This window comes from Nocardia goodfellowii, from assembly GCF_017875645.1.
GTDB classification, from domain to species: domain Bacteria; phylum Actinomycetota; class Actinomycetes; order Mycobacteriales; family Mycobacteriaceae; genus Nocardia; species Nocardia goodfellowii.
Genome location: NZ_JAGGMR010000001.1, coordinates 4,114,891 through 4,134,843, shown reverse-complemented (window position 1 = coordinate 4,134,843; position 19,953 = coordinate 4,114,891). Strand labels below are relative to the sequence as shown.

21 protein-coding genes are annotated in these 19,953 nt (G+C 68.4%); 12 read left to right on the top strand and 9 right to left on the bottom strand.

What is annotated here, in order from left to right:
- Window positions 1-6 precede the first annotated feature (6 nt).
- Both BJ987_RS18960 and BJ987_RS18955 read left to right on the top strand, forming a co-directional pair.
- The gene (locus BJ987_RS18960) at window positions 7-471 is read left to right on the top strand and encodes a MarR family winged helix-turn-helix transcriptional regulator (protein ID WP_209891747.1); all 465 of its coding nucleotides are present in this window, start codon (window positions 7-9) and stop codon (window positions 469-471) included.
- 148 nt (window positions 472-619) lie between these two features.
- Window positions 620-1,321 (top strand): DUF8176 domain-containing protein, encoded by a 702-nt coding sequence (locus BJ987_RS18955; RefSeq protein WP_209891745.1) that lies wholly within the window; start codon window positions 620-622, stop codon window positions 1,319-1,321.
- On the opposite strand, the gene BJ987_RS18950 is transcribed toward BJ987_RS18955, so the two are convergent.
- The gene (locus BJ987_RS18950; RefSeq protein WP_209891743.1) at window positions 1,318-2,169 is read right to left on the bottom strand and encodes a bifunctional 5,10-methylenetetrahydrofolate dehydrogenase/5,10-methenyltetrahydrofolate cyclohydrolase; all 852 of its coding nucleotides are present in this window, start codon (window positions 2,167-2,169) and stop codon (window positions 1,318-1,320) included. The two genes, BJ987_RS18955 and BJ987_RS18950, sit on opposite strands and share 4 nt — an antisense overlap.
- A gap of 239 nt (window positions 2,170-2,408) precedes the next feature.
- On the opposite strand from BJ987_RS18950, the gene BJ987_RS18945 reads away from it, so the two are divergent.
- Both BJ987_RS18945 and BJ987_RS18940 read left to right on the top strand, forming a co-directional pair.
- On the top strand, window positions 2,409-3,281 hold the full coding sequence (locus BJ987_RS18945; protein WP_209891741.1) for a YdcF family protein: 873 nt from the start codon (window positions 2,409-2,411) through the stop codon (window positions 3,279-3,281).
- A gap of 135 nt (window positions 3,282-3,416) precedes the next feature.
- The gene (locus tag BJ987_RS18940) at window positions 3,417-4,235 is read left to right on the top strand and encodes a putative protein N(5)-glutamine methyltransferase (RefSeq protein ID WP_209891739.1); all 819 of its coding nucleotides are present in this window, start codon (window positions 3,417-3,419) and stop codon (window positions 4,233-4,235) included.
- 52 nt (window positions 4,236-4,287) lie between these two features.
- Here BJ987_RS18940 and BJ987_RS18935 read toward each other — a convergent pair whose 3' ends face one another.
- Window positions 4,288-5,781: a flavin-containing monooxygenase gene (locus tag BJ987_RS18935; protein ID WP_209891737.1), complete on the bottom strand. Its 1,494-nt coding sequence runs from the start codon at window positions 5,779-5,781 to the stop codon at window positions 4,288-4,290.
- A gap of 537 nt (window positions 5,782-6,318) precedes the next feature.
- Here BJ987_RS18935 and BJ987_RS18930 point away from each other — a divergent pair.
- The 7 genes from BJ987_RS18930 (at window position 6,319) to BJ987_RS18900 (ending at window position 14,713) form a co-directional block, all read left to right on the top strand.
- Entirely contained in the window at window positions 6,319-7,368 is a 1,050-nt protein-coding gene (locus tag BJ987_RS18930; RefSeq protein ID WP_209891734.1) for a 3-oxoacyl-ACP synthase III family protein, read from the top strand.
- A gap of 9 nt (window positions 7,369-7,377) precedes the next feature.
- Complete coding sequence (locus BJ987_RS18925; protein WP_209891730.1) at window positions 7,378-8,268, top strand: beta-ketoacyl-[acyl-carrier-protein] synthase family protein; 891 nt, start codon at window positions 7,378-7,380, stop codon at window positions 8,266-8,268.
- Window positions 8,265-9,932 carry a fatty acid CoA ligase family protein gene (locus BJ987_RS18920; protein WP_209891727.1) on the top strand — a complete coding sequence of 556 codons (1,668 nt, stop codon included), beginning with the start codon at window positions 8,265-8,267 and terminating at the stop codon, window positions 9,930-9,932. The genes BJ987_RS18925 and BJ987_RS18920 overlap by 4 nt, the downstream gene beginning before the upstream one ends.
- Window positions 9,929-10,228: a hypothetical protein gene (locus tag BJ987_RS18915; protein ID WP_209891724.1), complete on the top strand. Its 300-nt coding sequence runs from the start codon at window positions 9,929-9,931 to the stop codon at window positions 10,226-10,228. The genes BJ987_RS18920 and BJ987_RS18915 overlap by 4 nt, the downstream gene beginning before the upstream one ends.
- Window positions 10,225-11,268 (top strand): NAD-dependent epimerase/dehydratase family protein, encoded by a 1,044-nt coding sequence (locus BJ987_RS18910; protein ID WP_209891721.1) that lies wholly within the window; start codon window positions 10,225-10,227, stop codon window positions 11,266-11,268. The genes BJ987_RS18915 and BJ987_RS18910 overlap by 4 nt, the downstream gene beginning before the upstream one ends.
- A complete protein-coding gene (locus tag BJ987_RS18905; RefSeq protein ID WP_209891718.1) occupies window positions 11,265-12,440 on the top strand; it encodes a peptide synthetase in 1,176 nt (391 codons plus the stop codon). The genes BJ987_RS18910 and BJ987_RS18905 overlap by 4 nt, the downstream gene beginning before the upstream one ends.
- Before the next feature lie 128 nt (window positions 12,441-12,568).
- The gene (locus tag BJ987_RS18900) at window positions 12,569-14,713 is read left to right on the top strand and encodes an MMPL family transporter (RefSeq protein WP_209891715.1); all 2,145 of its coding nucleotides are present in this window, start codon (window positions 12,569-12,571) and stop codon (window positions 14,711-14,713) included.
- 4 nt (window positions 14,714-14,717) lie between these two features.
- Here BJ987_RS18900 and BJ987_RS18895 read toward each other — a convergent pair whose 3' ends face one another.
- The 3 genes from BJ987_RS18895 to BJ987_RS18885 form a co-directional block, all read right to left on the bottom strand.
- The gene (locus tag BJ987_RS18895; RefSeq protein WP_209891712.1) at window positions 14,718-14,996 is read right to left on the bottom strand and encodes a YggT family protein; all 279 of its coding nucleotides are present in this window, start codon (window positions 14,994-14,996) and stop codon (window positions 14,718-14,720) included.
- Window positions 14,997-15,153: 157 nt separating this feature from the next.
- Window positions 15,154-16,080 carry a TIGR03621 family F420-dependent LLM class oxidoreductase gene (locus BJ987_RS18890; protein ID WP_209891709.1) on the bottom strand — a complete coding sequence of 309 codons (927 nt, stop codon included), beginning with the start codon at window positions 16,078-16,080 and terminating at the stop codon, window positions 15,154-15,156.
- Window positions 16,081-16,156: 76 nt separating this feature from the next.
- Window positions 16,157-16,651: a MarR family winged helix-turn-helix transcriptional regulator gene (locus BJ987_RS18885; RefSeq protein ID WP_307869670.1), complete on the bottom strand. Its 495-nt coding sequence runs from the start codon at window positions 16,649-16,651 to the stop codon at window positions 16,157-16,159.
- Window positions 16,652-16,759: 108 nt separating this feature from the next.
- On the opposite strand from BJ987_RS18885, the gene BJ987_RS18880 reads away from it, so the two are divergent.
- Window positions 16,760-17,395 carry an NAD(P)-dependent oxidoreductase gene (locus BJ987_RS18880; protein ID WP_209891706.1) on the top strand — a complete coding sequence of 212 codons (636 nt, stop codon included), beginning with the start codon at window positions 16,760-16,762 and terminating at the stop codon, window positions 17,393-17,395.
- 24 nt (window positions 17,396-17,419) lie between these two features.
- Here the strand turns inward: BJ987_RS18880 and BJ987_RS18875 are convergent, their stop codons facing one another.
- From BJ987_RS18875 to BJ987_RS18860, 4 genes are all read right to left on the bottom strand, one after another.
- Window positions 17,420-18,040, bottom strand: coding sequence for a DUF3558 domain-containing protein (locus tag BJ987_RS18875; RefSeq protein ID WP_209891703.1), 621 nt, complete (start codon window positions 18,038-18,040; stop codon window positions 17,420-17,422).
- Window positions 18,037-18,426, bottom strand: coding sequence for a hypothetical protein (locus tag BJ987_RS18870; RefSeq protein WP_209891700.1), 390 nt, complete (start codon window positions 18,424-18,426; stop codon window positions 18,037-18,039). The genes BJ987_RS18875 and BJ987_RS18870 overlap by 4 nt, the downstream gene beginning before the upstream one ends.
- A 113-nt stretch (window positions 18,427-18,539) precedes the next feature.
- Entirely contained in the window at window positions 18,540-19,271 is a 732-nt protein-coding gene (locus BJ987_RS18865; RefSeq protein ID WP_307869669.1) for a DsbA family protein, read from the bottom strand.
- Between the two features lie 125 nt (window positions 19,272-19,396).
- Window positions 19,397-19,819, bottom strand: a complete 423-nt coding sequence (locus tag BJ987_RS18860; protein ID WP_209891694.1) for a hypothetical protein — start codon at window positions 19,817-19,819, stop codon at window positions 19,397-19,399.
- Between the last annotated feature and the right edge of the window lie 134 nt (window positions 19,820-19,953).

Here is a 19,953-nt window from a genome sequence, read left to right as displayed (position 1 = left end):
AGCGTCATGGACAGCGGCTCCGAACACGACCTGCCCGACCTGTTTCTGCGCACCGCGCGCCGGATCCGCCGCAGCATGCACGCCCGGCTCGCCCCACTCGGGCTCACCCCGGGACAGGCGCGGGCACTGCGCATCCTGGGCCGTTCGACCGAGCCGCTGCGGATGGCCGCGCTCGCCGAACGACTCGACATCGTCCCGCGTTCGGCCACCACCGTGGTCGATTCCCTGGTGACCGCGGGCCTGGTCACCCGCGCGGCCGATCCCGCCAGCCGGCGCTCGACACTGGTCACGCCGACCGAGGCGGGGCGCGCGGTGCTGGAACGGATGGCCGAGGACCGCCGCCGCGCCGCCGCGGACCTGTTCGCGACGCTGTCCCCACCGCAGCGGGACACGCTGCGCGAGTTGCTGGCGCTGCTGGACGTGGATTCGCCCGAGGACTGCGGCCCGAACGAGCCGCGACGCGCCGGGTAGGCGCACTTAGGCCATCCGCGAGTCGGGACCCCTGCTCCCCCGGTCACGTCCACTAGTCTCGACGTTGGTCCAGATTTCGCGTGGATTTTCTTGCGGCACTGGATGGACCGCATTCGCGGAGTGCGTAGGACCTGATGAAGGTGGGGTAATGGATCGACCGGATACGACGGCACGGCGCGGCGGCAATCAGGACTACCAGGGGGAATGGTCCGACTGGATCAGCCGTGAATCCAGCAGATCCGCCCGGTCGCGCGACCCGGAGTACTTCGAGGGCGACCGCTTCTCCCAGCTGGTCGACCGATCCAAGGGGCGGCCGCCGGTGCCGCGCTGGCTGGTTCCGCTGGCCGGATCACTCTTCGCGGCCGTCGTGCTGGGTGCCGCGTTCTTCATGTTCCAGGGCGGACCGACCCCGCAGTCGGTGGCCTCCAACACCTCGACGGAGATCGATATCGCGCCCGCCTCCGTCACTCCCCCCGCGGCGGTGTGCCCGAACGAGCGGGTGGGCAACCGCATTCAGGGCAACGGCGTGGGCGGCGTCGACTCCGGGCCCGGCGCGATCTTCGCCTTCCAGCACGCCTTCTATGTGGAACGTTCCGCCGAGAAAGCCCGCGCCCTGGTCGCTTCGGACGCCGCGGTGTCCTCGGTGGCGGCGCTGCAGCAGGGCATCGACAGCGTGCCGGCCGGGACCACGCACTGCGTCGCCGTCACCGAAAGCGCCTTCGTCGGGCAGTACATCGTCGTGGTCACCGAGCACCGGCCCGACGGCAACGCGTTCACCTACAACGCGCAGCTCGTCGTGACCGAGCGCAACGGCGGCAAGACACTGATCACCGCGATCAAACCGGCTTAGTTCGCGGCTTTCTCGGCGGCGTCCACCACGTGCCGCATGAGCAGCGCGGTGGTGACCGGACCGATACCGCCGGGCACCGGGCTCAGCGCGGACGCCTTGCCGCGCACCGATTCCGCCTCGACGTCACCGACAATGCCGCCGTCCGCGGCCTCGTTGGTGCCGACATCGATGACTACCGCGCCGTCGGCGACGTGCTTGCCGGTCACCAGGCCCGCACGACCCGCCGCGGCGACGACGATCTCCGCGGTCGAGGTGATCGCGGCCAGGTCGGCGGTGCGGGAGTGACACACGGTGACCGTGGCGTCCTCGGCGAGCAACAGCTGCGCCAGCGGCTTGCCGACGATATTGGAGCGGCCGACGACCGCCACGTGCCGGCCCCGCAGCGGAATCCGGTGGTGCTTCAGCAATTCGACCACTGCCTCGGAGGTGGCGGGCACGAAGCCGTCGAGGCCGGACGCCAGCAGACCCAGCGACAGCGGGCTGACGCCGTCGACGTCCTTGGCGGCCGCGATCGAGGAGCTGACGTCGTCGAGGGCGACGCCCTCGGGCAGCGGGGTTTGCAGCATGATGGCGTCCACGGCCGGGTCCGCGCTGCGCGCGCCGAGTTCGGCGCGGATCTGCTCGGCGGTCGCGTCGGCACCGAGATCGATTCGGTCACAAGCGATCCCGAGCCGTTCGGCGGCCTTGCGCAACGAGTTCACGTACCAGGCGCTGGCCGGATCGTCGGTGGCCACGACCAGGGCCAGGCGCGGGGCCGGACCGTGCGCGGTACGCGCCGCGGCGCGCTGCTTGGTGTCGGCATTGATGGCGGCGGCGAGTTCCTTGCCGGTCAACGAGGCGGTATCCACGTTCGCACAGCCTAATGGGCGCGGCCGCGCGGGCTCCGCGCGCCCGGCGGTCGGTTCCGCCCGGTTTGACCGGCTTCCCGGAACAAACCGCCGAAACCCCCCTGGCAATTGCGCTGTATAGGCCTCGACCAGTCGTATCGTGATGGTGCTTGCCACCGGCTAACTGCCAGCTGACGTACCCGCATACCCCAGTTGCCGAGCTCCCGACGCTCGGCACCAGCGGAAAGGTGTCACCTGTAGTGAAGATCTCGAGGCATTGGAAACCCTTCGTCACCGCCGTGTTCGCGGCCACCGCCCTCGCCGGGTTGACCGGCGCGCCCGCCCAGGCCGACGCCGATATCGACGCCCTCTACAACTCCGCCCAGCGGGCCTTCACCGACGGCGACGACGCCGCCGGCCGCGCCCACCTGCGGGCGGTCATCGACGCGAACCCCGGTGACGCCGAGGCCCTGGCACTGCACGCCATCTGGTCGCACTACGCCAATGACCTACCCGCCGTGCATGATTCGCTCACGCGGCTCAACGGCATCGATCCCGCGATGGCCGGCGGCACCCAGGGTGTCATCCACGCGGTCGGCGCCGCCGCGGGCACGCTGCCCAATCCGCTCCCAGCATTGATCGGCCCGAACACCGGCATCGTCGTGCTCGGCTACGGGCTGCTGCCCGACGGCGGTCTGCGACCCGAGCTGGTCAACCGGCTGACCGCCGCCTGGATCCAGGCCATCGCCGCGCCGTTCTCGCCGATCGTCGTCACCGGCGGCGCACCGCAGAACGGGATCACCGAGGCCGAGGCCATGCGCAACTGGCTGGTCGGCCGGGCCGTGCCCGCCGACCGCATCCACATCGAGACCCGCGCCTCCTCCACCGTGCAGAACGCTCTGTTCAGCACGCGGGTGCTGCGCGACCTGGGTGCCGACAGCGCCGTCGTGGTGACCTCTCCCAATCACATTCGCCGGGCCGTGGCCGACTTCATGGTGGCGGGCACGCGCGTCGTCGGAGCGACCACGTCCATGGAGCAGCTCGTCTCCCAGCTGCCGCCCCCGGCTAGGCACGCCCAGCGCGGCATCTACCTCGACGCCACACGCACCTTCCAGCTCGCCACCGCTCGCTAGGTTCAGCCACCGCGCGTTGCGCCGGGTCGGGCACCACCGGTACCCGCACGCCGCTCGCGGTCAGCCGGAACCGCCATACTCCGGCGCTGCCGATATTCGTTGGAGCGGTGCAGGTGGGCAGGGCAGGATGGCCGGGTGACGGCAGCGGACAGTGGGAATGTGGTGGCCCGGTTGCGGGCGGCGGGGTGTGTGTTCGTCGAGGACGAGGCGCGGTTGCTGATCGAGGCGGCCGCAGAAACCGGGGCTGATCTGGATGCGCTTGTCGCGCAACGGGTCGCAGGCCGGCCGTTGGAGTATGTGCTGGGCTGGGTGGAGTTCCGTGGCATGCGGGTCGAGGTGTCCCGGGGAGTATTCATACCGCGCCAACGGACGGCGTTCCTGGTCGACCAGGCCGTCGAGTCGGCCCGGATGATCGCGCGGCGGCCGGTGGCGGTCGATATGTGCTGTGGTTCCGGCGCACTGGGGTTGGCGTTCGCGACGACGCTGGCCGAGAAGGGTATAGCGGTCGAGCTGGCGGCCGCCGATATCGAGCCGGTCGCGGTGCGGTGCGCGCGCCGCAATCTCGCCGCGCTGCGGGCTCCGGTCTACGAGGGCGACCTGTTCGAGCCGCTGCCCGCCGAACTGCGCGGCCGCATCGACGTCTTGCTCGCGAACACTCCGTACGTGCCCTCGGAGATGATCGCCCGGATGCCGCCCGAGGCCCGCGACCACGAACCGCGCACCGCCCTCGACGGCGGACCCGATGGCCTCGACACCTTCCGGCGCGTGGTCGCCGACGCGCGGGACTGGCTCGCGCCTGGCGGTCACCTCTTCGTGGAATCCAGTGCGGCACAAGCGCCGGTGGCGCTGGCGGTGCTCACCGAGCACGGTCTGACCGGGCGGGTCGCCGAATCCGAGGAGTTCTACGCCACCGTCGTCATCGGCACCCGGCCGGACGCTACTTCCGGCCGGTGAACTTCTCCATGGAGTTGTTACTTACATTGGGAGTGCTGCCGGGAGTCGCTCGTCACCCGGCGGCGGGCACCGGGTCGCGCCGCTCGGCACGTTCGAACCGCATGGCGCTGTCGCTGATCGAGCCGTGCCGCAGCGCGAGCCGATCGCGGAGATAATTCATCCGCAGCTTCCAGGGCGCGCGGTCGCCCTGCATCGGGAACAGTGCCGCGGCGCGCAGGACGTAGCCGGGCATGAAGTTCGCGAACAACGGCGCCTTACCGACCGACGGATCGTGCACCGGAACGCAACGGGCGTAACCGTGGTCGTCCATGTGCCGCAGCAGCCGTACGACATACTCGGAGACCAAGTCGGCCTTCAACGTCCAGGAGGCGTTGGTATAGCCGACGACGAACGCGAAATTCGGGACGTCGGACAGCATCATCGCCTTGTAGGCCAGGTGGTCGGCCATCTCGACGGTCTCGCCGTCGACCAGCAGATCCATGCCGCCGAAAGCCTGCAGATTCAGTCCGGTCGCCGTGATCACGATGTCCGCGTCCAGGGTCTGCCCGGAGCTCAGCTGGAGTCCGGTTTCGGTGAAGGTCTCGATGGTGTCGGTGACGACGTCGAGTTTGCCTTTGCGGATCGCACGGAAGAAGTCGCCGTTGGGCGAGAGGCACAGACGCTGGTCCCACGGGTTGTAGCGCGGGGTGAAATGGGTGTCGATGTCGTAGCCGGGCGGCAGCCAGCGCTGCTGCCAAGCGCGGATCCGGGCACGCATCTTGTCCGGGAACCGCTGACTGAACTGGTACACGGCGGTGGACAGGGCGACATTCTTCGCGCGCGCCACCGCGTAGGCAGCCTTGGGCGGCAAGAACTTTCGCGCCCGCAGCGCCAGCGGGTCCGCGGCGGGCATCGAGATCACATAACTGGGCGAACGCTGCACCATGGTGACGTGCGCGCCCTGGTCGGTGAGCGCGGGGCCCAGGGTGACGGCGGTGGCGCCGCTGCCGATCAGCGCCACCCGCTTGCCCTCGACATCGAGGTGCTCGGGCCAATGCTGCGGATGGACGACCGCGCCACCGAAGCGCTCGATGCCCGCGAAATCCGGGGTGTAGCCCTCGTCGTAGCGGTAGTAGCCGGCGCAGGAGAGCAGGAAATCCGCGGTCAGCGTGACGGACTCGCCCGCGTCGCCCCGTTCGGCGCGCACGGTCCACCGGTTCTCGGCGGAGGACCACTCGGCGCGCACCACCTTGTGCCGGTAGCGGATGTGCCGGTCGATGCCGTTCTCGACGGCGGTGTCGCGCAGATAGTCGAGAATGGTGTGCCCGTCGGCGATGGACTTCTCTCCCAGCCAGGGCCGGAACCGGTAGCCGAGGGTGTACATATCCGAGTCGGAGCGAATTCCGGGATAGCGGAACAGATCCCAGGTGCCGCCGAGATTCTCGCGGCTCTCCAGGATCGTATAGCTCTTGTGCGGGAAGGCCTTCCGCAAGTGGTAGGCGGCGCCGATGCCGGACAGTCCGGCGCCGACGATGAGCACGTCGACGTGCTCGTCAGCGGTGGTCATAGCTCGTCATTCCTCCGGTCGGCGCGGCACCCGGCCGCGGACACGGCGGGCCGTCGGCGCCGCCCTCGATACCTCCAGACTATCGAGCCTGGTGCGCGGGGCGCGACGGCGCTCGCTGACCGAGGCTGTCCAGTAGCCCCTTCCGCGGGTGACCGGCGAGCGGGGCGGCCGGTTTCCCACCGCAATCGAGCGAATCCCGTAGTAGCGCAGGTAGTCCCGGCCCACCGCCGTGACATCACTCACAACCGACCCCGTGACCTCATCAGCATCCGCCGAGAGCGGCCCTCGCACCAGTTGATTTGCCAGCCGGTCGCCAGCAGATCGCGCTCCAGCTCCCGACAGGGATGACCGCCATAGCCAGAGGCGTTGAAGTTTGTGAGACTTCATGACACAGATATCTGGAAGCTGGGTCCCCCGAGAGACATTCGGCACACTCCACGATTCTCCGATCGATACTTACCCTCGGGTAATGTTCCGCCCGCCGATGATCACCGACGATCCGCCGGTCTTATCTGTCAGCGTTTCCCAGGAGCCCATGTGTCGCATTCTCGGTTCGAATCCATCGGCGCTTATCTGCCTTCCAATATCGTCTCGACCGATGACCTGATCGCGCGGTTGAAAGAAGCCCCCGCATTCGATCTGGAAAAGATCACCGGCATCAGAGAACGGCGGGTGCACGACACCCGCCCGGAGAGCTACGAGGATTCCCTCACCCTCGCCATGAAGGCCGCCGAAGATTGTTTGTCCAGGTCACGCTACGGTGCGGCGGAGCTGGACGTGATCATCTCGACCTCGATCACCCGCAGCAAAGACGCGACTCGCATGTACATGGAGCCGTCGTTCGCCTCGTTCATCGGAAAGCGGCTCGGCGCCACGAAGGCCATTACCTTCGACGTCTCCAATGCCTGCGCCGGAATGCTCACCGGCACCTACATTCTGGATCGGATGATCCGTTCCGGCGCGGTCCGCAACGGACTGGTGGTCAGCGGAGAGGCCATTACTCCGATCGCCGAAACCGCGGTCGAAGAGATCTCGGAGAAATACGATCTGCAATTCGCGTCGCTGTCGGTGGGCGACTCGGGCTGCGCGGTCGTGCTCGACGAGGCCGTCGACGATGCCGACAAGATCCACTACATCGAGCTACTGACCGCCGCGGAGCACTCGCACCTGTGCCTGGGCATGCCCAGCGACAAAACTCCCGGCGTAGCGCTGTACACCGACAACCGCAAGATGCACAACGAAGCGCGCTTCATGCTGTGGCCGGACGCGCAGCGCTCCTTCCTGGAGCAGCGCGACAGCACCTTCGGCGACGAGGCGTTCGACTACATCATTCATCACCAGTTCGGCGCGGCGGCCGTGCCCTACGCCAACGCGATCGCGGCCCGCGAGTTCGGCACTCCGATGCCGCCCGACCTCAACGTCATCCACAAATACGGGAACACCTCCACCACTTCACATTTCATCGTGCTGCACGATCAGCTCGGCGAGCAGAACATCGCCGCGGGTTCGAAGGTGCTGATGGTCCCCGCGGCCTCCGGCGTGGTCGCCGGATTCCTGTCCACCACCATCTCGTCGCTGAAGGTCTGAGGTTCTGACATGGGCGTGCGCATCAAGGCCACCGGCACCAGCCGCGGCAACGGCACCAACAGCATCGTCGAGCACAGCGGCCACGCCGCGCGAATCAGCTTGGAGCGCGCGGGGATCGGGCCCGAGCAGGTGGGCGTGCTGATCAACACGGGCGTGTTCCGCGATTCCAACACCGTGGAGCCGGCCATCGCGGCGCTGATCCAGAAGGCCGCCGGGATCGGCTTGGACTACCACGCCAAGGACGACGCCCGGACCTTCTCGTTCGACCTGATGAACGGCGCGGTCGGCGTGCTGAACGCGGTGCAGGTCGCGACCTCGATCCTGGCGACCGGCAGCACCGAGCACGTGCTGATCGTCTCGGGTGACACCCATCCCTCGCTCACCCGCTTCGCCGCGGACGACGAATTCCCTTACGCCACAGCCGGTGCCGCGCTGCTGCTGGAGCGCTGCGACGACACCGAAGGCTTCGGCGAGGTGCACACCGCGACCGGGCCGGGCGGCCCGGCCGTCCAGTCCTACGTCGACACCGCCACCATGGGCACCGTCGGGCGCACAGTGATGACGGTCGAGCGCGACCCGGATTTCACCGACCGGCTGCTCGAGGTGGCCGTCCAGGCGGCGCGGGCGGCGCTGGCCGATCAGGATCTTTCCGGTATCGCGTTGATCGCCTCCACGCCGTCGCCGCAGTTCCCGAAGCTGCTCGCCGACGCCCTCGGCATCGACCAGGACGCGGTGCGAACCCCCGATCTGTCCGACGGCGATCCGCATACCGCGGCGTTGCCGCTCGCCTATGACCACGCGGTGGCGCGGGATTCGCTGGGCGGGTACAGCCGGGTGCTGTTCGTGGCGGCGGGCGCCGGGCCTGCCGCGGCGGCCGTGCTGTACCGGCTGACCGCATGACAGCGACCTACTGGCAGGCCATCGATCGGTTCCGCGCGTTCGCCCGCGCGGAACCGGATCGGGCCGCGGTGATCTACCCGGACGGGACCGGCCCCGGCGGGTTACCCGCCTACCGCGAACTCACCTACCGCGAACTCGACGCGTGGTCGGACGCGATCGCCGAACGGCTGATCGTGTCCGGCGTGGACAGCGGCACCCGCACCATCGTGCTGGTGCTGCCCAGCCCCGAGCTGTACGCGATCCTGTTCGCACTGCTGAAGATCGGCGCGGTACCGGTCGTCATCGATCCGGGTATGGGAGTGCGCCGGATGGTGCATTGCCTGCGCGCGGTCGAAGCGGAGGCGTTCATCGGCATCCCACCCGCGCACGCGCTGCGAGTGCTGTTCCCGCGAAGTTTCCGGCGGGTCCGCACCGTGGTCACCGTCGGCAAGCGCTGGTTCTGGGGCGGGCCGACCCTGGACAGCTGGGGCCGCACGCCGACCGGTGTACTGCTGGAGCGAGTCCCGGCCGATCCGGCGGACACGCTCGTCATCGGATTCACCACGGGCAGTACAGGTCCCGCCAAGGCCGTAGCACTGACCCACGGCAATCTGGCCGCCATGGTGGAGCAGGTGCACACCGCGCGCGGTGCGGTGGCGCCGGACACCTCGCTGATCACCTTGCCGCTGGTGGGGATTCTCGATCTGCTGCTCGGCTCCCGATGCGTGCTACCGCCGTTGATACCCAGCAAGGTCGGCTCCACCGATCCCGCGCATGTGGTGGACGCGATCCGGCGATTCGAGGTGCGCACCATGTTCGCCTCGCCCGCGCTGCTCATTCCGCTGCTGCGGCACCTGGAATCGAATCCGGCGGATCTGAGCACCTTGGGCAGCATCTTCTCCGGCGGTGCGCCGGTGCCGGACTGGTGTATCGCCGGTTTACGCGCGGTATTGCGCGCGGACGCCCAGGTGTTCGCCGGGTACGGATCCACCGAGGCGCTGCCGATGTCGACCATCGAATCCCGCGAACTCCTCGACGGTCTCGTCGAGCGCGCTCACCGGGGTGACGGCACCTGCATCGGACGACCGTCCGATCGGGTCCGCGCCCGCTTGGTCGCCATCACCGACGAGCCGATCGCCACCTGGGCGGACGCGGAAGCGCTCGCCGGAAACCTGGAGCAGATTCGCGGTATCGGCGAACTGGTCGTCTCCGGTCCGAATGTCAGTACCCGCTACTACTGGCCGGACGAAGCCAACCGGGCAGGCAAGATCGCCGACGGCGCCGTGATCTGGCATCGCACCGGCGATCTCGCCTGGATCGACGACGCGGGCCGGATCTGGTTCTGCGGGCGCAAGAGTCAGCGTGTGCGGACCGCCGACGGTCCGATGTTCACGGTGCAGGTGGAGCAGATCTTCAATGCGCTGCCCGGCGTCTCCCGGACTGCGCTGGTCGGTGTCGGCGACCGTGGCGCGCAGCGACCGGTGCTGTGCGTGGAACTGGCCGAGGGCGCGGACCGGGGCGCGACCATCAGCGGACTACTCAGCCGCGCAACGCAATTCGAGCTGACGAAACCGATCGAGCACTTCCTCGTCCATCCGGGCTTCCCGGTCGATATTCGGCACAACGCCAAGATCGGCCGCGAACAGCTCGCGGTGTGGGCGGCCAAGCAGGTGGATGCGTCATGAAACCGTCTGCGCTACAGGCGATTCCGGTTCTCGGCTGGATCTATCTCTTCGGCGGGTTGCTCGCCGGAGTGGCGGGCCGGGCACCGCGCAACCGTGCGCTGCGGGTCCTCTGGTGGATCGACGCGTTCCTCAGCATTGTCGTGCACGCGGCGCAGATCCCGGCGGCGCTTCGTACCGCCGACGGCCGCGATCCGGTGAAAACCGCTGTGCTGACCCAAATCTTCGGCCTGACCTACTGGCGAACGCAGGACGCGGTCGCGAACATCCGGACCATTCCCGACCTGGAGACGCGATGAAGGTATTGGTAACCGGCGCGTCCGGCTTTCTGGGTGGCGCCTTGGTGCGCAGGCTCGTCGCCGACGGCGAACACGAGGTCTCGATTCTGGTGCGGCCCACCAGCGACCTGGCCGACCTGGGTGCCGCTCGGGAGCAGGTGCGGCTGGTGTACGGCGACCTCGCCGATCCGGACTCCCTGGCTGCCGCGACCAGCGGTATCGATGTGGTGTTCCACAGCGCGGCGCGCGTGGACGAACGCGGTACCCGGGCGCAGTTCTGGGCCGAAAACGTCACCGCGACCGAGCATCTGCTGGATTCGGCGCGCCGCAACGGCGCCACCCGGTTCGTGTTCATCTCCAGTCCCAGCGCCATGATGGACTACGCCGGTGGCGATCAGCTCGATGTCGACGAGTCGGTGCCGTATCCGCGGCGCTACCTGAACCTGTACTCCGAAACCAAGGCTGCCGCCGAGCGCTCCGTATTAGCCGCGCACACACCGGAATTCAGCACCTGCGCGCTGCGACCGCGGGCGATCTGGGGCGCGGGGGATCGTTCCGGGCCGATCGTGCGCCTGCTCGGCCGCACGGCTGCCGGGACGCTGCCGGATCTGTCCTATGGCCGCGACATCTACGCCTCGCTGTGCCATGTCGACAATATCGTCGAGGCCTGCGTCAGAGCGGCCGGCTCGGACGCGGTGGGCGGCAAGGCCTATTTCGTCGCCGACGCCGAGCGAACCGATGTGTGGCGATTCCTCGGTCAGGTCGCCGGTCGGCTCGGATACGACCCACCGACCCGGCGGCCGAACCCGCGGGTACTGAACGCCCTCGTCGCCACGATCGAAACCCTGTGGCGCATACCGTTCATCGCGACTCGCTGGTCTCCCCCGCTGTCGCGCTACGCGGTCGCGCTGATGACTCGCAGCGCCACCTACGACACCCGCGCCGCCACCCGCGATTTCGGCTATCGGCCGATCATGGACCGGGAGACCGGTCTGGCCGGCTTCCTCGCCTGGCTCGAAACCCAGGGCGGCGTAGCCGAACTCACCAAGGAGGTGCGATGACTTTCCGCCGGGCGATCTCACCCACCGAGCGCATGTACTTCCCGATGCGGGATATGGCGCCGCCGTTTCTCATGCAGCTCGTCATCCCGGGCGAGGGCACCATCGACGCCGAACAGTTGCGGCAGGCGGTCGAGGTCGCCGCGCGAGCGTGTCCCGGTGCGCGCCTGGTGCGGCGCGGTAAGGAATGGATCGACAGCGGTATCGCCCCGGCTGTCCGCGTTGTCGCCGGGCACTCGCTCGCGGAGCCGAAACTCGAGACGGATCCGGTGCTGACCGGACCGATCGGCCCGTCGCCCGATTCCACCGTCGAAGTACTGCTGCTGACCGGCACGCCGACCACGGTGGTATTCCGCGTCTTTCACGGCGTCATGGACGGTAGGGGCATGGTCCTGTTCGCGACCAGCGTGCTGCGGGTCCTGCGCGGCGAAACACCGGCCGAACTGCCCGACCCGATCGCCGACGCCGAACTGGTGCGCCGGATCGGCGCGCCGGGCCGGCCGGCCGCGATGGTGCCGACCTACCGCTGCGCGCTCGGCCACGGCCGCCAGGAGCCGCACGCGCCGCGACACCTGTTGCGGCGCCGCACAATCCAGGCCAGCGGCGCGGGGGCGCTGGCCCGGGTCGCCGCGCTGCTGGCCGACCGGACCGCCGGGACCTCGCGCATCATGATGCCGGTCGATCTGCGCCGCCACGATCCCGGCCTGCGCTCCACCGCCAACCTGGCGCTGCCGCTGTTTCTGGACATCGAACCCGGCACGCCGTGGACCGCCGTCAAGGCGGAGATCAAGTCCGGTCTGGCCGAGCGCCGCGAACTCAACCAGATGGCCGCCACCAAGATCACCATGGTTCCCGACGCCGCCAACCGCGCCCTGCTGCGATCACTGAACCGCATGGGGGCCGACCACGGCCGGAACCTGGCCTCGGCCACGGTCTCCCATATGGGCCGATTCACCCGCGACGAGCTCGCCGTCCCCGGTTTCGAGCCGACCGCCGTCTTCACGCTCCCGCAGCACAGCGTCGCCATGCCGCTGCTGTTCGGGTTGATGGAGTTCGACGGACGCACCGAATTGACCGTCTCGGCGCGCAACGGCGCCGGACTCGAGCAGCGTCTGGAAGATCTGCTCGACCGTATCGTCCAGATGCTCGAACAGGAACTTTCCGTCCGATCCTGACCCGCTGCCCCAGACACCACCCCGGACCGGACAGAATCAGCGAGTCGATCCCACGAGACCGCAGCAGAGGCACACTTGAGCACCACCATCGCATCCGGCCACCGAACCACCCACTCCGGCGGCACTCGATGACCGCCTGGGCCCGATTCGTCATCGCGCACCCCAAGCTGGTGCTGGCGCTGGTCGTCGCCGGTATCGGTCTGTTCGGCCTCTACGGCGTCGGCGCCTCGAAGAACCTCAGCGCGGGCGGGTTCACCGATCCGCACAGTGAATCGGCACAGGTCGATCAGCTGGTGAGCGCGCACTTCGGTCCGCAGAACGCCGATTTGATCGCGCTGTACACCGCGCCGGAGGGAAAGACCGTCGACGACATCGGCCCGGACGTGAAAGCGCGGCTCGACCACATCGATCCGAAGCTGCTGGCCAAGCCGGTCGAGAGTTACTGGAACAGTCCGCCGCCGCGCAAGGCCCTGCTGCGCTCCACCGACGGGAAACAGGCCATCGCGGTGGTGTTCACCGCGGGCGACGAGAGCGCCCGCCTCGCGGTCTACCCGGAACTCGAAGCGGCCCTGCGCGTTCCCGGCATCGATACGCGGTTGTCGGGCTACAGCGCGGTATCCACCGAGATCACCACCCAGTCGCAGCGTGATCTCGTTGTCGCGGAATCGATTTCGCTGCCCATTACGCTGCTGATCCTGGTGCTGGTATTCGGCGGCGTGGTCGCGGCGTCACTGCCGGTCGTGGTCGGGTTGCTCGCGGTGGCCGGTTCGATGGGCGCGATCCGGGTGCTCACCGAGTTCACCGAGGTGAGCACGTTCGCCGTGAACATCGCCTCGCTACTGGGGCTCGGCATGGCCATCGACTACGGGTTGTTCCTGGTCAACCGGTTCCGGGAGGAGATCGGCGAAGGGCGGGACGTCCCCGGCGCGATCCAGCGCACCTGCGCCACCGCGGGCCGCACCGTCGCCTTCTCCGCCCTGCTGCTGATCTGCGCGTTCGCGGGGATGTTCGTCTATCCGCAGGCGGTGCTGCGTTCGCTCGGCTTCGGCGCCATCGCCGCGGTCGCGTTGGCGGCGCTGTTGTCGCTGACCGTGCTGCCGGCCCTGCTGGCGTTGTTCGGCAATCGCATCGGCCGGCCGAAACCGAAGAAGGCGGCCCGTCAGGATCGCACCGAACAGTTCTGGGGCCGGGTGGTGGACGCCGTGCTGCGCAGGCCCGGGACGGTCGCCGTGGCGGTCGGTGCGCTCCTGCTGCTGCTGGCCGCGCCGGTGCTGGACATCCGGCTCGGCGAGATCGACCATCGAGCGCTGCCCGCGGACAACGCCATGCGCCAGACGGTCGACGAGCTCGGCGCGAAGTTCCCCGGCGCCAAAACCGGGGCCACCGCCGTGCTGCGCGGAGTGGACGGGGCGGTGCCGCAGTCGGCGCAGCTGGCCGCGGCGTTGCGGGAGTTGGATGCCGTCCCCGGTGTGGGTTCGGTCGTACAGGTCGGCCGCACCGGCGACTTCGTGGTGCTGCACGCCTTCCTCGACGCGGGCGACCGCAGCCCCGCCGCCCAGGACACGGTCCGCGCCATGCGAGAGGTGGCGCCGCCGGCGGGCACGACGATCGAGGTCGGCGGCGACACCGGCGCGGCCCGCGACGGCATCGACGCCATCCTGTCCCGGATGCCGTTCATGATCGCGACCATGGTGCTCGCGACGGTGCTGTTGCTGCTGGTGGCGTTCCGGTCGATCGTGTTGCCGCTCAAGGCCGTTGCCATGGCCTTCCTCAGTCTCGCCGCCACCTTCGGCGTGCTGACCTGGATCTTCAACCAGGGTCACCTCGGCAGTCTCCTCGGTGTCACCGCGGGCCCGATCGACGCGGGCATGATGGTGCTGATCATCGCCGTGATCTTCGGCCTGTCCACCGACTACGAGGTGTTCCTGCTGTCGCGGATGTCCGAAGCCCATCAGGCGGGCGCGGACACCGCGGAATCGGTGCGGATCGGCACGATCAAGACCGCCCGGGTGATCACCGCCGCGGCGGTGCTGCTGGTGTTCGTCACGGGTGCGTTCACGCTGTCACCGCTGACCCCCATGCGGTTCATCGGCGTCGGCATGATCACCGCCCTGCTCCTCGACGCGACGCTGGTGCGCATGCTGCTGGTTCCGGCGCTGGTGCAGCTGATGGGTCCGGCGAACTGGTGGCTGCCGTGGCGGCGGCGCGGCCATCCGGTCACCGTGGTCCGAACAGCAGACGATCCCGACCGCGCGGCCGGGATCAAGGTGTGAGGACTCAGCCCAAGCTGTAGAAGAACGTGCGCAGGATGAGCGCGACGATGAACACCACGGTGAACGCGAGGTCGATGCCCGTCCCACCGAACCGGATCGGCGGGATCACCTTGCGGACCGGCGCGAGCACGGGCTCGGTCAGCGTGGTGACCAGTTGGCGGGGCTTCTCCGCCCACGTCGGCCGGTCGGCCAGGATCATGACCCAGTCCAGCACCATCCTGGCGATCAGCAGGACGATGAAGACGGTGGTCACGAAACCGAGCAGGGTACCGAGGAAGGCCATTGGTGCACTCCTTAGTGATCGCCGCGATGGCGTCTTACCGGCTTCAACGCGGCTGACCAGTCCGAAAGTTCCGGTAGCCGGGCTATCGCTTGGTTCTGCACTCGAGATCACAATAGGCAGTGAGCAGGCCTGATCACGGTATTGGACGGCGGTCAGTTCACCCCCGCAGCGCGGCCAGCAGCCCGGCCGCCGCCGCGCGATGCGCACCCCGGACGACGAAGTTGTCGAAGCCCCAGCGCTTCTGATGCCGGAGGATCTCGGCCCGGAGTTCGTCCAGGGTGCCGATCAGGACGTACGGCGCGTCGAGCAGATCCCGCGCGGTGGCGCCGGTGATCTCCGCGGCCAAGGTGGCGGCGGCCGCTTCCGCGTCGTCGGTGATCTCCAGATGCTGGACCAGCACCTCGAAGTGCGGGGCGCGTCCCGCGGCCGCTGCGGCTTGCCGGACGAGGTCCACCTGATCGTCTATTTGGCTGACGCCCCAGCGGGTTTCGTGGTTGCGGCCATCGGCGAGGGTGCGGCCGAGTCCGGTGAAGTCGATGATGTCGGCCGTGGCCGCGGCATAGCGCAGCAGGCGCGGGTTGTTGCCGCCGACGCGCAGCGGTATCCGCTGTTGGACTGGGCGCGGGACGGCGAGTTCGGCCTCTCGCAGCGTGAAATAGTCCCCTTCGGCGGAGATCTTCTCGCCCGCCAGCAAGCTACGGGTGAGGCCGGTCAGTTCGATCATCCGCGCGATCCGCGCCGAGGCCGAGGGACGTTCGGCTCCCCGCATGGACCATTCGAACGGGTTGTGCCCCGCACCGACCCCCAACTCGACCCGGCCGCCCGACAGCAGATCCAGCGTCGCCACCTCCACCGCCAGCGGCAGTGGCTCCCACAGGCCGCCGTTGATCACATTGGTGCCCAACCGAATTCGTTGCGTCACCGCGGCCGCGGCGGCCAGTGTCACGAACGGGGCGGCACACGCGCCCGGGTGATCCGGCAGCAACAGGGTGTCGAAACCGTCGCGCTCACAGGCCTGGGCGAACTCCGTCCACGACTCGACCCCGGCCAGATTGCCCTGGATCGAGAACGTCACTGCGGTCATGCGGGCTCCTCTCGTTGCGGCACACGGTAGTTCGCCCGGTTGTTCGGCGGCCGGTGTTCTGCTCAGGGCGAAGCGGTCACGCTGTGTCACCGAGGGATTCGAGGACGGTGCGCAGAGTGGCGGCCAGACGGGCGCGCTGGGCCGGGGTCAACGCGGCCAGGAGACGCTCCTCGGTCGCGACATGGTCGGGTAGCGCCGCGTCGACCAGCGCCCGGCCCGCTTCGGTGAGCGTCACCTTGATGCCGCGGCCGTCGGACGCACTGCGCGACCTGGTGACCAGCCCGCGCTCCTCCAGGCGGTCCAGGCGCTGGGTGATCGCGCCCGAGGTGACCATCGCCGAGCGCATCAGCTCGGTCGGGGTGAGGCAGTGCGGCGGATCGCTCCGGCGCAGCGTCGCCAGGACGTCGAAGGAAGCGGCGTCGAGGCCGTGCGCGGCAAAGGTTTTGCGCAACTCGACGCCGGCGAACTGACTCAGCCTGCTCAGCCGGCCCAGCACCGCCATCGGCGAAACGTCGAGGTCCGGACGCTGGGTCTGCCATTGGGCGAGCACCCGGTCGACATGATCGGTCACTGTCGCAGCCTAGCGAATACCTCAGCGGTGAGCTATCTCATAGCGGGACTTCCTTAGTCCTAAACTATGTTCCTTAGAGCTAAGTAACCATGAGTGGAAGGAAAGATTGTGCGTATCACGGTATTCGGGGCAGCCGGCGAGGTCGGCAGCCGAGTCGTGGCCGAGGCCTTGACGCGCGGACACGACGTCACCGCAGTGGTCCGCGACCTCGCCCGAGCCGGTGCGGTACCCGCCGGAGCGCACCTCGCTGTCGGCGACGCGTCCGTACCCGCCGATATCGAACGGCTCAGCACCGGACAGGATCTCGTCATCACCGCAACCCGTCCTCCGGTCGGCTCGGAATCCGATCTGGTCGGCGTGACCGCCGCCATGCTGAAGGCACTCGCCCATACCGATGTCCGCCTGCTCATCGTCGGCGGCGCCGCGACCCTCACCGTGCCGAACGGCCGCACTCTCCACGAAAGTCCGGACTTTCCAACCGAATTGCGCCCCATCGCACAAGCCTGCGCCGAACAACTCACCCTGGTCCGCGCCGACACCCACACCGACTGGACCTATCTCAGTCCACCCGCCGAACTGATCCCGGGCACGCGCACCGGCACATACCGCCTCGGCCGCGACGAACTCCTCACCGACACCGCGGGGCGCTCGACAATCTCCATGGAGGACTTCGCCGTCGCACTACTCGACGAAGCGGAGAAACCCGCCCATCCCCGAACCAGATTCACCGTCGCAGCAGCCTGATCCCCGCGTGCTCAGGCAGGGCGCTCAGCTTCCTGCCGGCAGCAGCGGTGCCACCGCCTCGGCGATCTCCTCGGCGTTGTCGCAGGGGCTGAGGCCGCGGGGGTGGGTGCCGCGTGGGTCGTCGACCAGGATGGAGAGTGAGCCCGACTTCATCTCTAGGTTGACCGTGCAGCCGCCCGGGACGTCCGGGCGCGCTTCGTAGCGCAACGCCTTTCGGCCGCCGATGGTGAGATCGGCTGCGGTGGGGAATTTTTCGCGGACCTGCGGCAGCGTCGTGGTGGTTGTCTCGACACCGAAGGTGTACCGCGCTCGCGCAAGGTAGACGCAGCCCTTGGCGGTGGAAGCGCCGGCGTTGGTTTGGCGCGGCTCCGGTTTCCGGGCGTCCCACTGGTGTTCGGCCAAGAAGTCGGCTGTCAACGCCGTGCAAGGATCGAAGGCACTGGTTGTGCCGGGCGCACTCGTCGATGCCGCAGTGGTTTTCGCGCTGGAAGTCGACTGGGCGCTGGTGGAGCTGGTGGCGGGGGTAGCGCCGTTGTCGTTGCCGCAGGCGGCCAGTAGAGCGAGCGCGGCGGCGCCCACCAGCCGGGCGGCTATCGCGGCACCGTTGTGCCGGCTGGGCCTGCGGACGCCCCTGGTGGCGCTCATACGCGGAGCTCGCGAATCCGGCGGGCGAAATCTTCGTCGGTCCGCTCATAGGTTTCGCGGATCGTGTTGAACAAGGTCTGAAGTTCCCCCGCGACGGTGATGTACTCACCGATCGTGTCGTAGGCGTTGTTGGGCCCGCCGAACGCCTTCTCCCGGAACAGTTTCACGAGTTCGATCGCGGACCAGAGGCGGGGGTTGTCCTCGCCGAGGCCCCAATACGGCCGCTCTCCGAGCGCACGGGCGTCGTACTGGATGATCGCCAGATCATCGATCAACTTCTGACACGCCTTGTCGATGTCCAGGAACACCTGCGGTTCCATGCGCACCGCCAGCGCCCCCGTCTTCGCGTCCTCGATGTATGCCCCGAACGGGCTTGCTGTCGCCACCGTTGCGCCCCTTCCGCTGGTTCCGCTCGATCATAGAGACGCACGGGCGGCCGCACAGGTTCCATCGGCCGACAATTTCGGCCGAATCCGGCTGTGGGGTAAGGGGCGGGGTGTCAGCGGGCGGCGGCGATGGCCGCGGCGAGGCCGTTGTCGGTGCCCAGTTGGCGGTTGGGGACCTGGGTGCCGTTGACGAGCACGGTCGGGGTGGAGTTCACGCCGGTGGCGAACACGTCCTGGGTTTTCTGCCGCAGATAGCTGTCGTAGGTGCGTGCGGTGATGCATTGTGCGACAGCCGGATCCGTGTAACCGGCGGTCTCGGCGATCTGGATCAGGGTGCTGTCGGGCAGGCCGGCGCCGCCCTCGTGCGGCTGCTGTTCGAACATGGCGGCCAGCCACTGCTGGTAGTTGCCGGTACCGGTGTCGGCGACGCAGTAGGACGCGTTCGCGGCACGCGAGGAGTACTGGTCGGTGGAGGCGCGGTCCAGGAAACTGATGATGCTGTATTCGACGGCCGCCTCACCCTTCGCCACCACATCCTCGAGCACCGCACCGTTGTACTTCTCGAACGCCTGGCAGGCCGGGCACTGGAGATCCGCGACGAGACGCACGACCACGTTCGCGTCGGAATCCCCCACCCGCACCGCACCGTCAGGGCCGACATTGCGCGGCGCCCCGGGCTGGACCTGTTCGGCGACCGCCTCTACCGCCTTGGCGGGCTCGCGCAACACCAGCACCGCGCCGACCACGGCGATCACGGCCACCAGCGCTACCGCCACCAGCACCTGGATGAGGATTTTGCGGTCATTCCGCCGTGGCGGAGTCCCCGCACCCGGGTAGCCGTTCACCGTCACACACCATCACTTTCGCTCGCTCGAGAGTCGCCCCGTCACCCTAATGGGGGCGTTCACCCCTCCGGATGACCGGATGACCCGCTCTCGGCGTGCGCGCGGATTCCGGTGCGGCGTTCCGATCACTCCGGCGGTTCGGGTTCCCGGATCTGTTGCGACACAGAGCCTCCGGCCACATCGGCGGAGATCCCGAGATCCTCCTCATACGAGGAGGTAGCGAGTTCGGTCGCGGCCGGGTCGATATCCAGTCGGTCGGGCTCGTCCACATCCGGATCGCGGGGCTCGATGTCGGCGATGACGTCGGGCTCCTCCTCGGCGAGGCGCTCCTCCAGCGGCTGTGGGTGGGCTTGCTCCCACGGCGTCATGCCGTATTTGTCGACACCGGTCCAATGCTCGGGCGGTTCGATGCCGCCTTCCTGCGGATCCTGGCGCAGTCGATCCTCGTCGAGGTCTTCCGCGCTGCTCAATGCCGCCGGATCGGTTTCCACGGCGTCCGGGGCGCCGGTGTCCTGCGGAGGGTCATAGGTGGAATTCGGGTCGGTCATGATCTGCCTCCTTTCGTCAACCGGCAGGTACCCGCCATCACGAGGGGAAAACAGTCCGCCGCGCAACAATGTCGCAAACCACAGCATCCAGGGATGAGCCGTGACCGGATGCTTCGAATGAGATGGCTCGTCGC

Bases quoted from the DNA above. Each gene is read 5' to 3' on its own strand.
- BJ987_RS18960 (WP_209891747.1), top strand. From the start codon at position 7: ATGGACAGCGGCTCCGAACACGACCTGCCCGACCTGTTTCTGCGCACC.
- BJ987_RS18955 (WP_209891745.1), top strand. From the start codon at position 620: ATGGATCGACCGGATACGACGGCACGGCGCGGCGGCAATCAGGACTAC.
- BJ987_RS18935 (WP_209891737.1), bottom strand. From the start codon at position 5,781: ATGACCACCGCTGACGAGCACGTCGACGTGCTCATCGTCGGCGCCGGA.
- BJ987_RS18925 (WP_209891730.1), top strand. From the start codon at position 7,378: ATGGGCGTGCGCATCAAGGCCACCGGCACCAGCCGCGGCAACGGCACC.
- BJ987_RS18920 (WP_209891727.1), top strand. From the start codon at position 8,265: ATGACAGCGACCTACTGGCAGGCCATCGATCGGTTCCGCGCGTTCGCC.
- BJ987_RS18915 (WP_209891724.1), top strand. From the start codon at position 9,929: ATGAAACCGTCTGCGCTACAGGCGATTCCGGTTCTCGGCTGGATCTAT.
- BJ987_RS18910 (WP_209891721.1), top strand. From the start codon at position 10,225: ATGAAGGTATTGGTAACCGGCGCGTCCGGCTTTCTGGGTGGCGCCTTG.
- BJ987_RS18905 (WP_209891718.1), top strand. From the start codon at position 11,265: ATGACTTTCCGCCGGGCGATCTCACCCACCGAGCGCATGTACTTCCCG.
- BJ987_RS18900 (WP_209891715.1), top strand. From the start codon at position 12,569: ATGACCGCCTGGGCCCGATTCGTCATCGCGCACCCCAAGCTGGTGCTG.
- BJ987_RS18895 (WP_209891712.1), bottom strand. From the start codon at position 14,996: ATGGCCTTCCTCGGTACCCTGCTCGGTTTCGTGACCACCGTCTTCATC.
- BJ987_RS18890 (WP_209891709.1), bottom strand. From the start codon at position 16,080: ATGACCGCAGTGACGTTCTCGATCCAGGGCAATCTGGCCGGGGTCGAG.
- BJ987_RS18875 (WP_209891703.1), bottom strand. From the start codon at position 18,040: ATGAGCGCCACCAGGGGCGTCCGCAGGCCCAGCCGGCACAACGGTGCC.
- BJ987_RS18860 (WP_209891694.1), bottom strand. From the start codon at position 19,819: ATGACCGACCCGAATTCCACCTATGACCCTCCGCAGGACACCGGCGCC.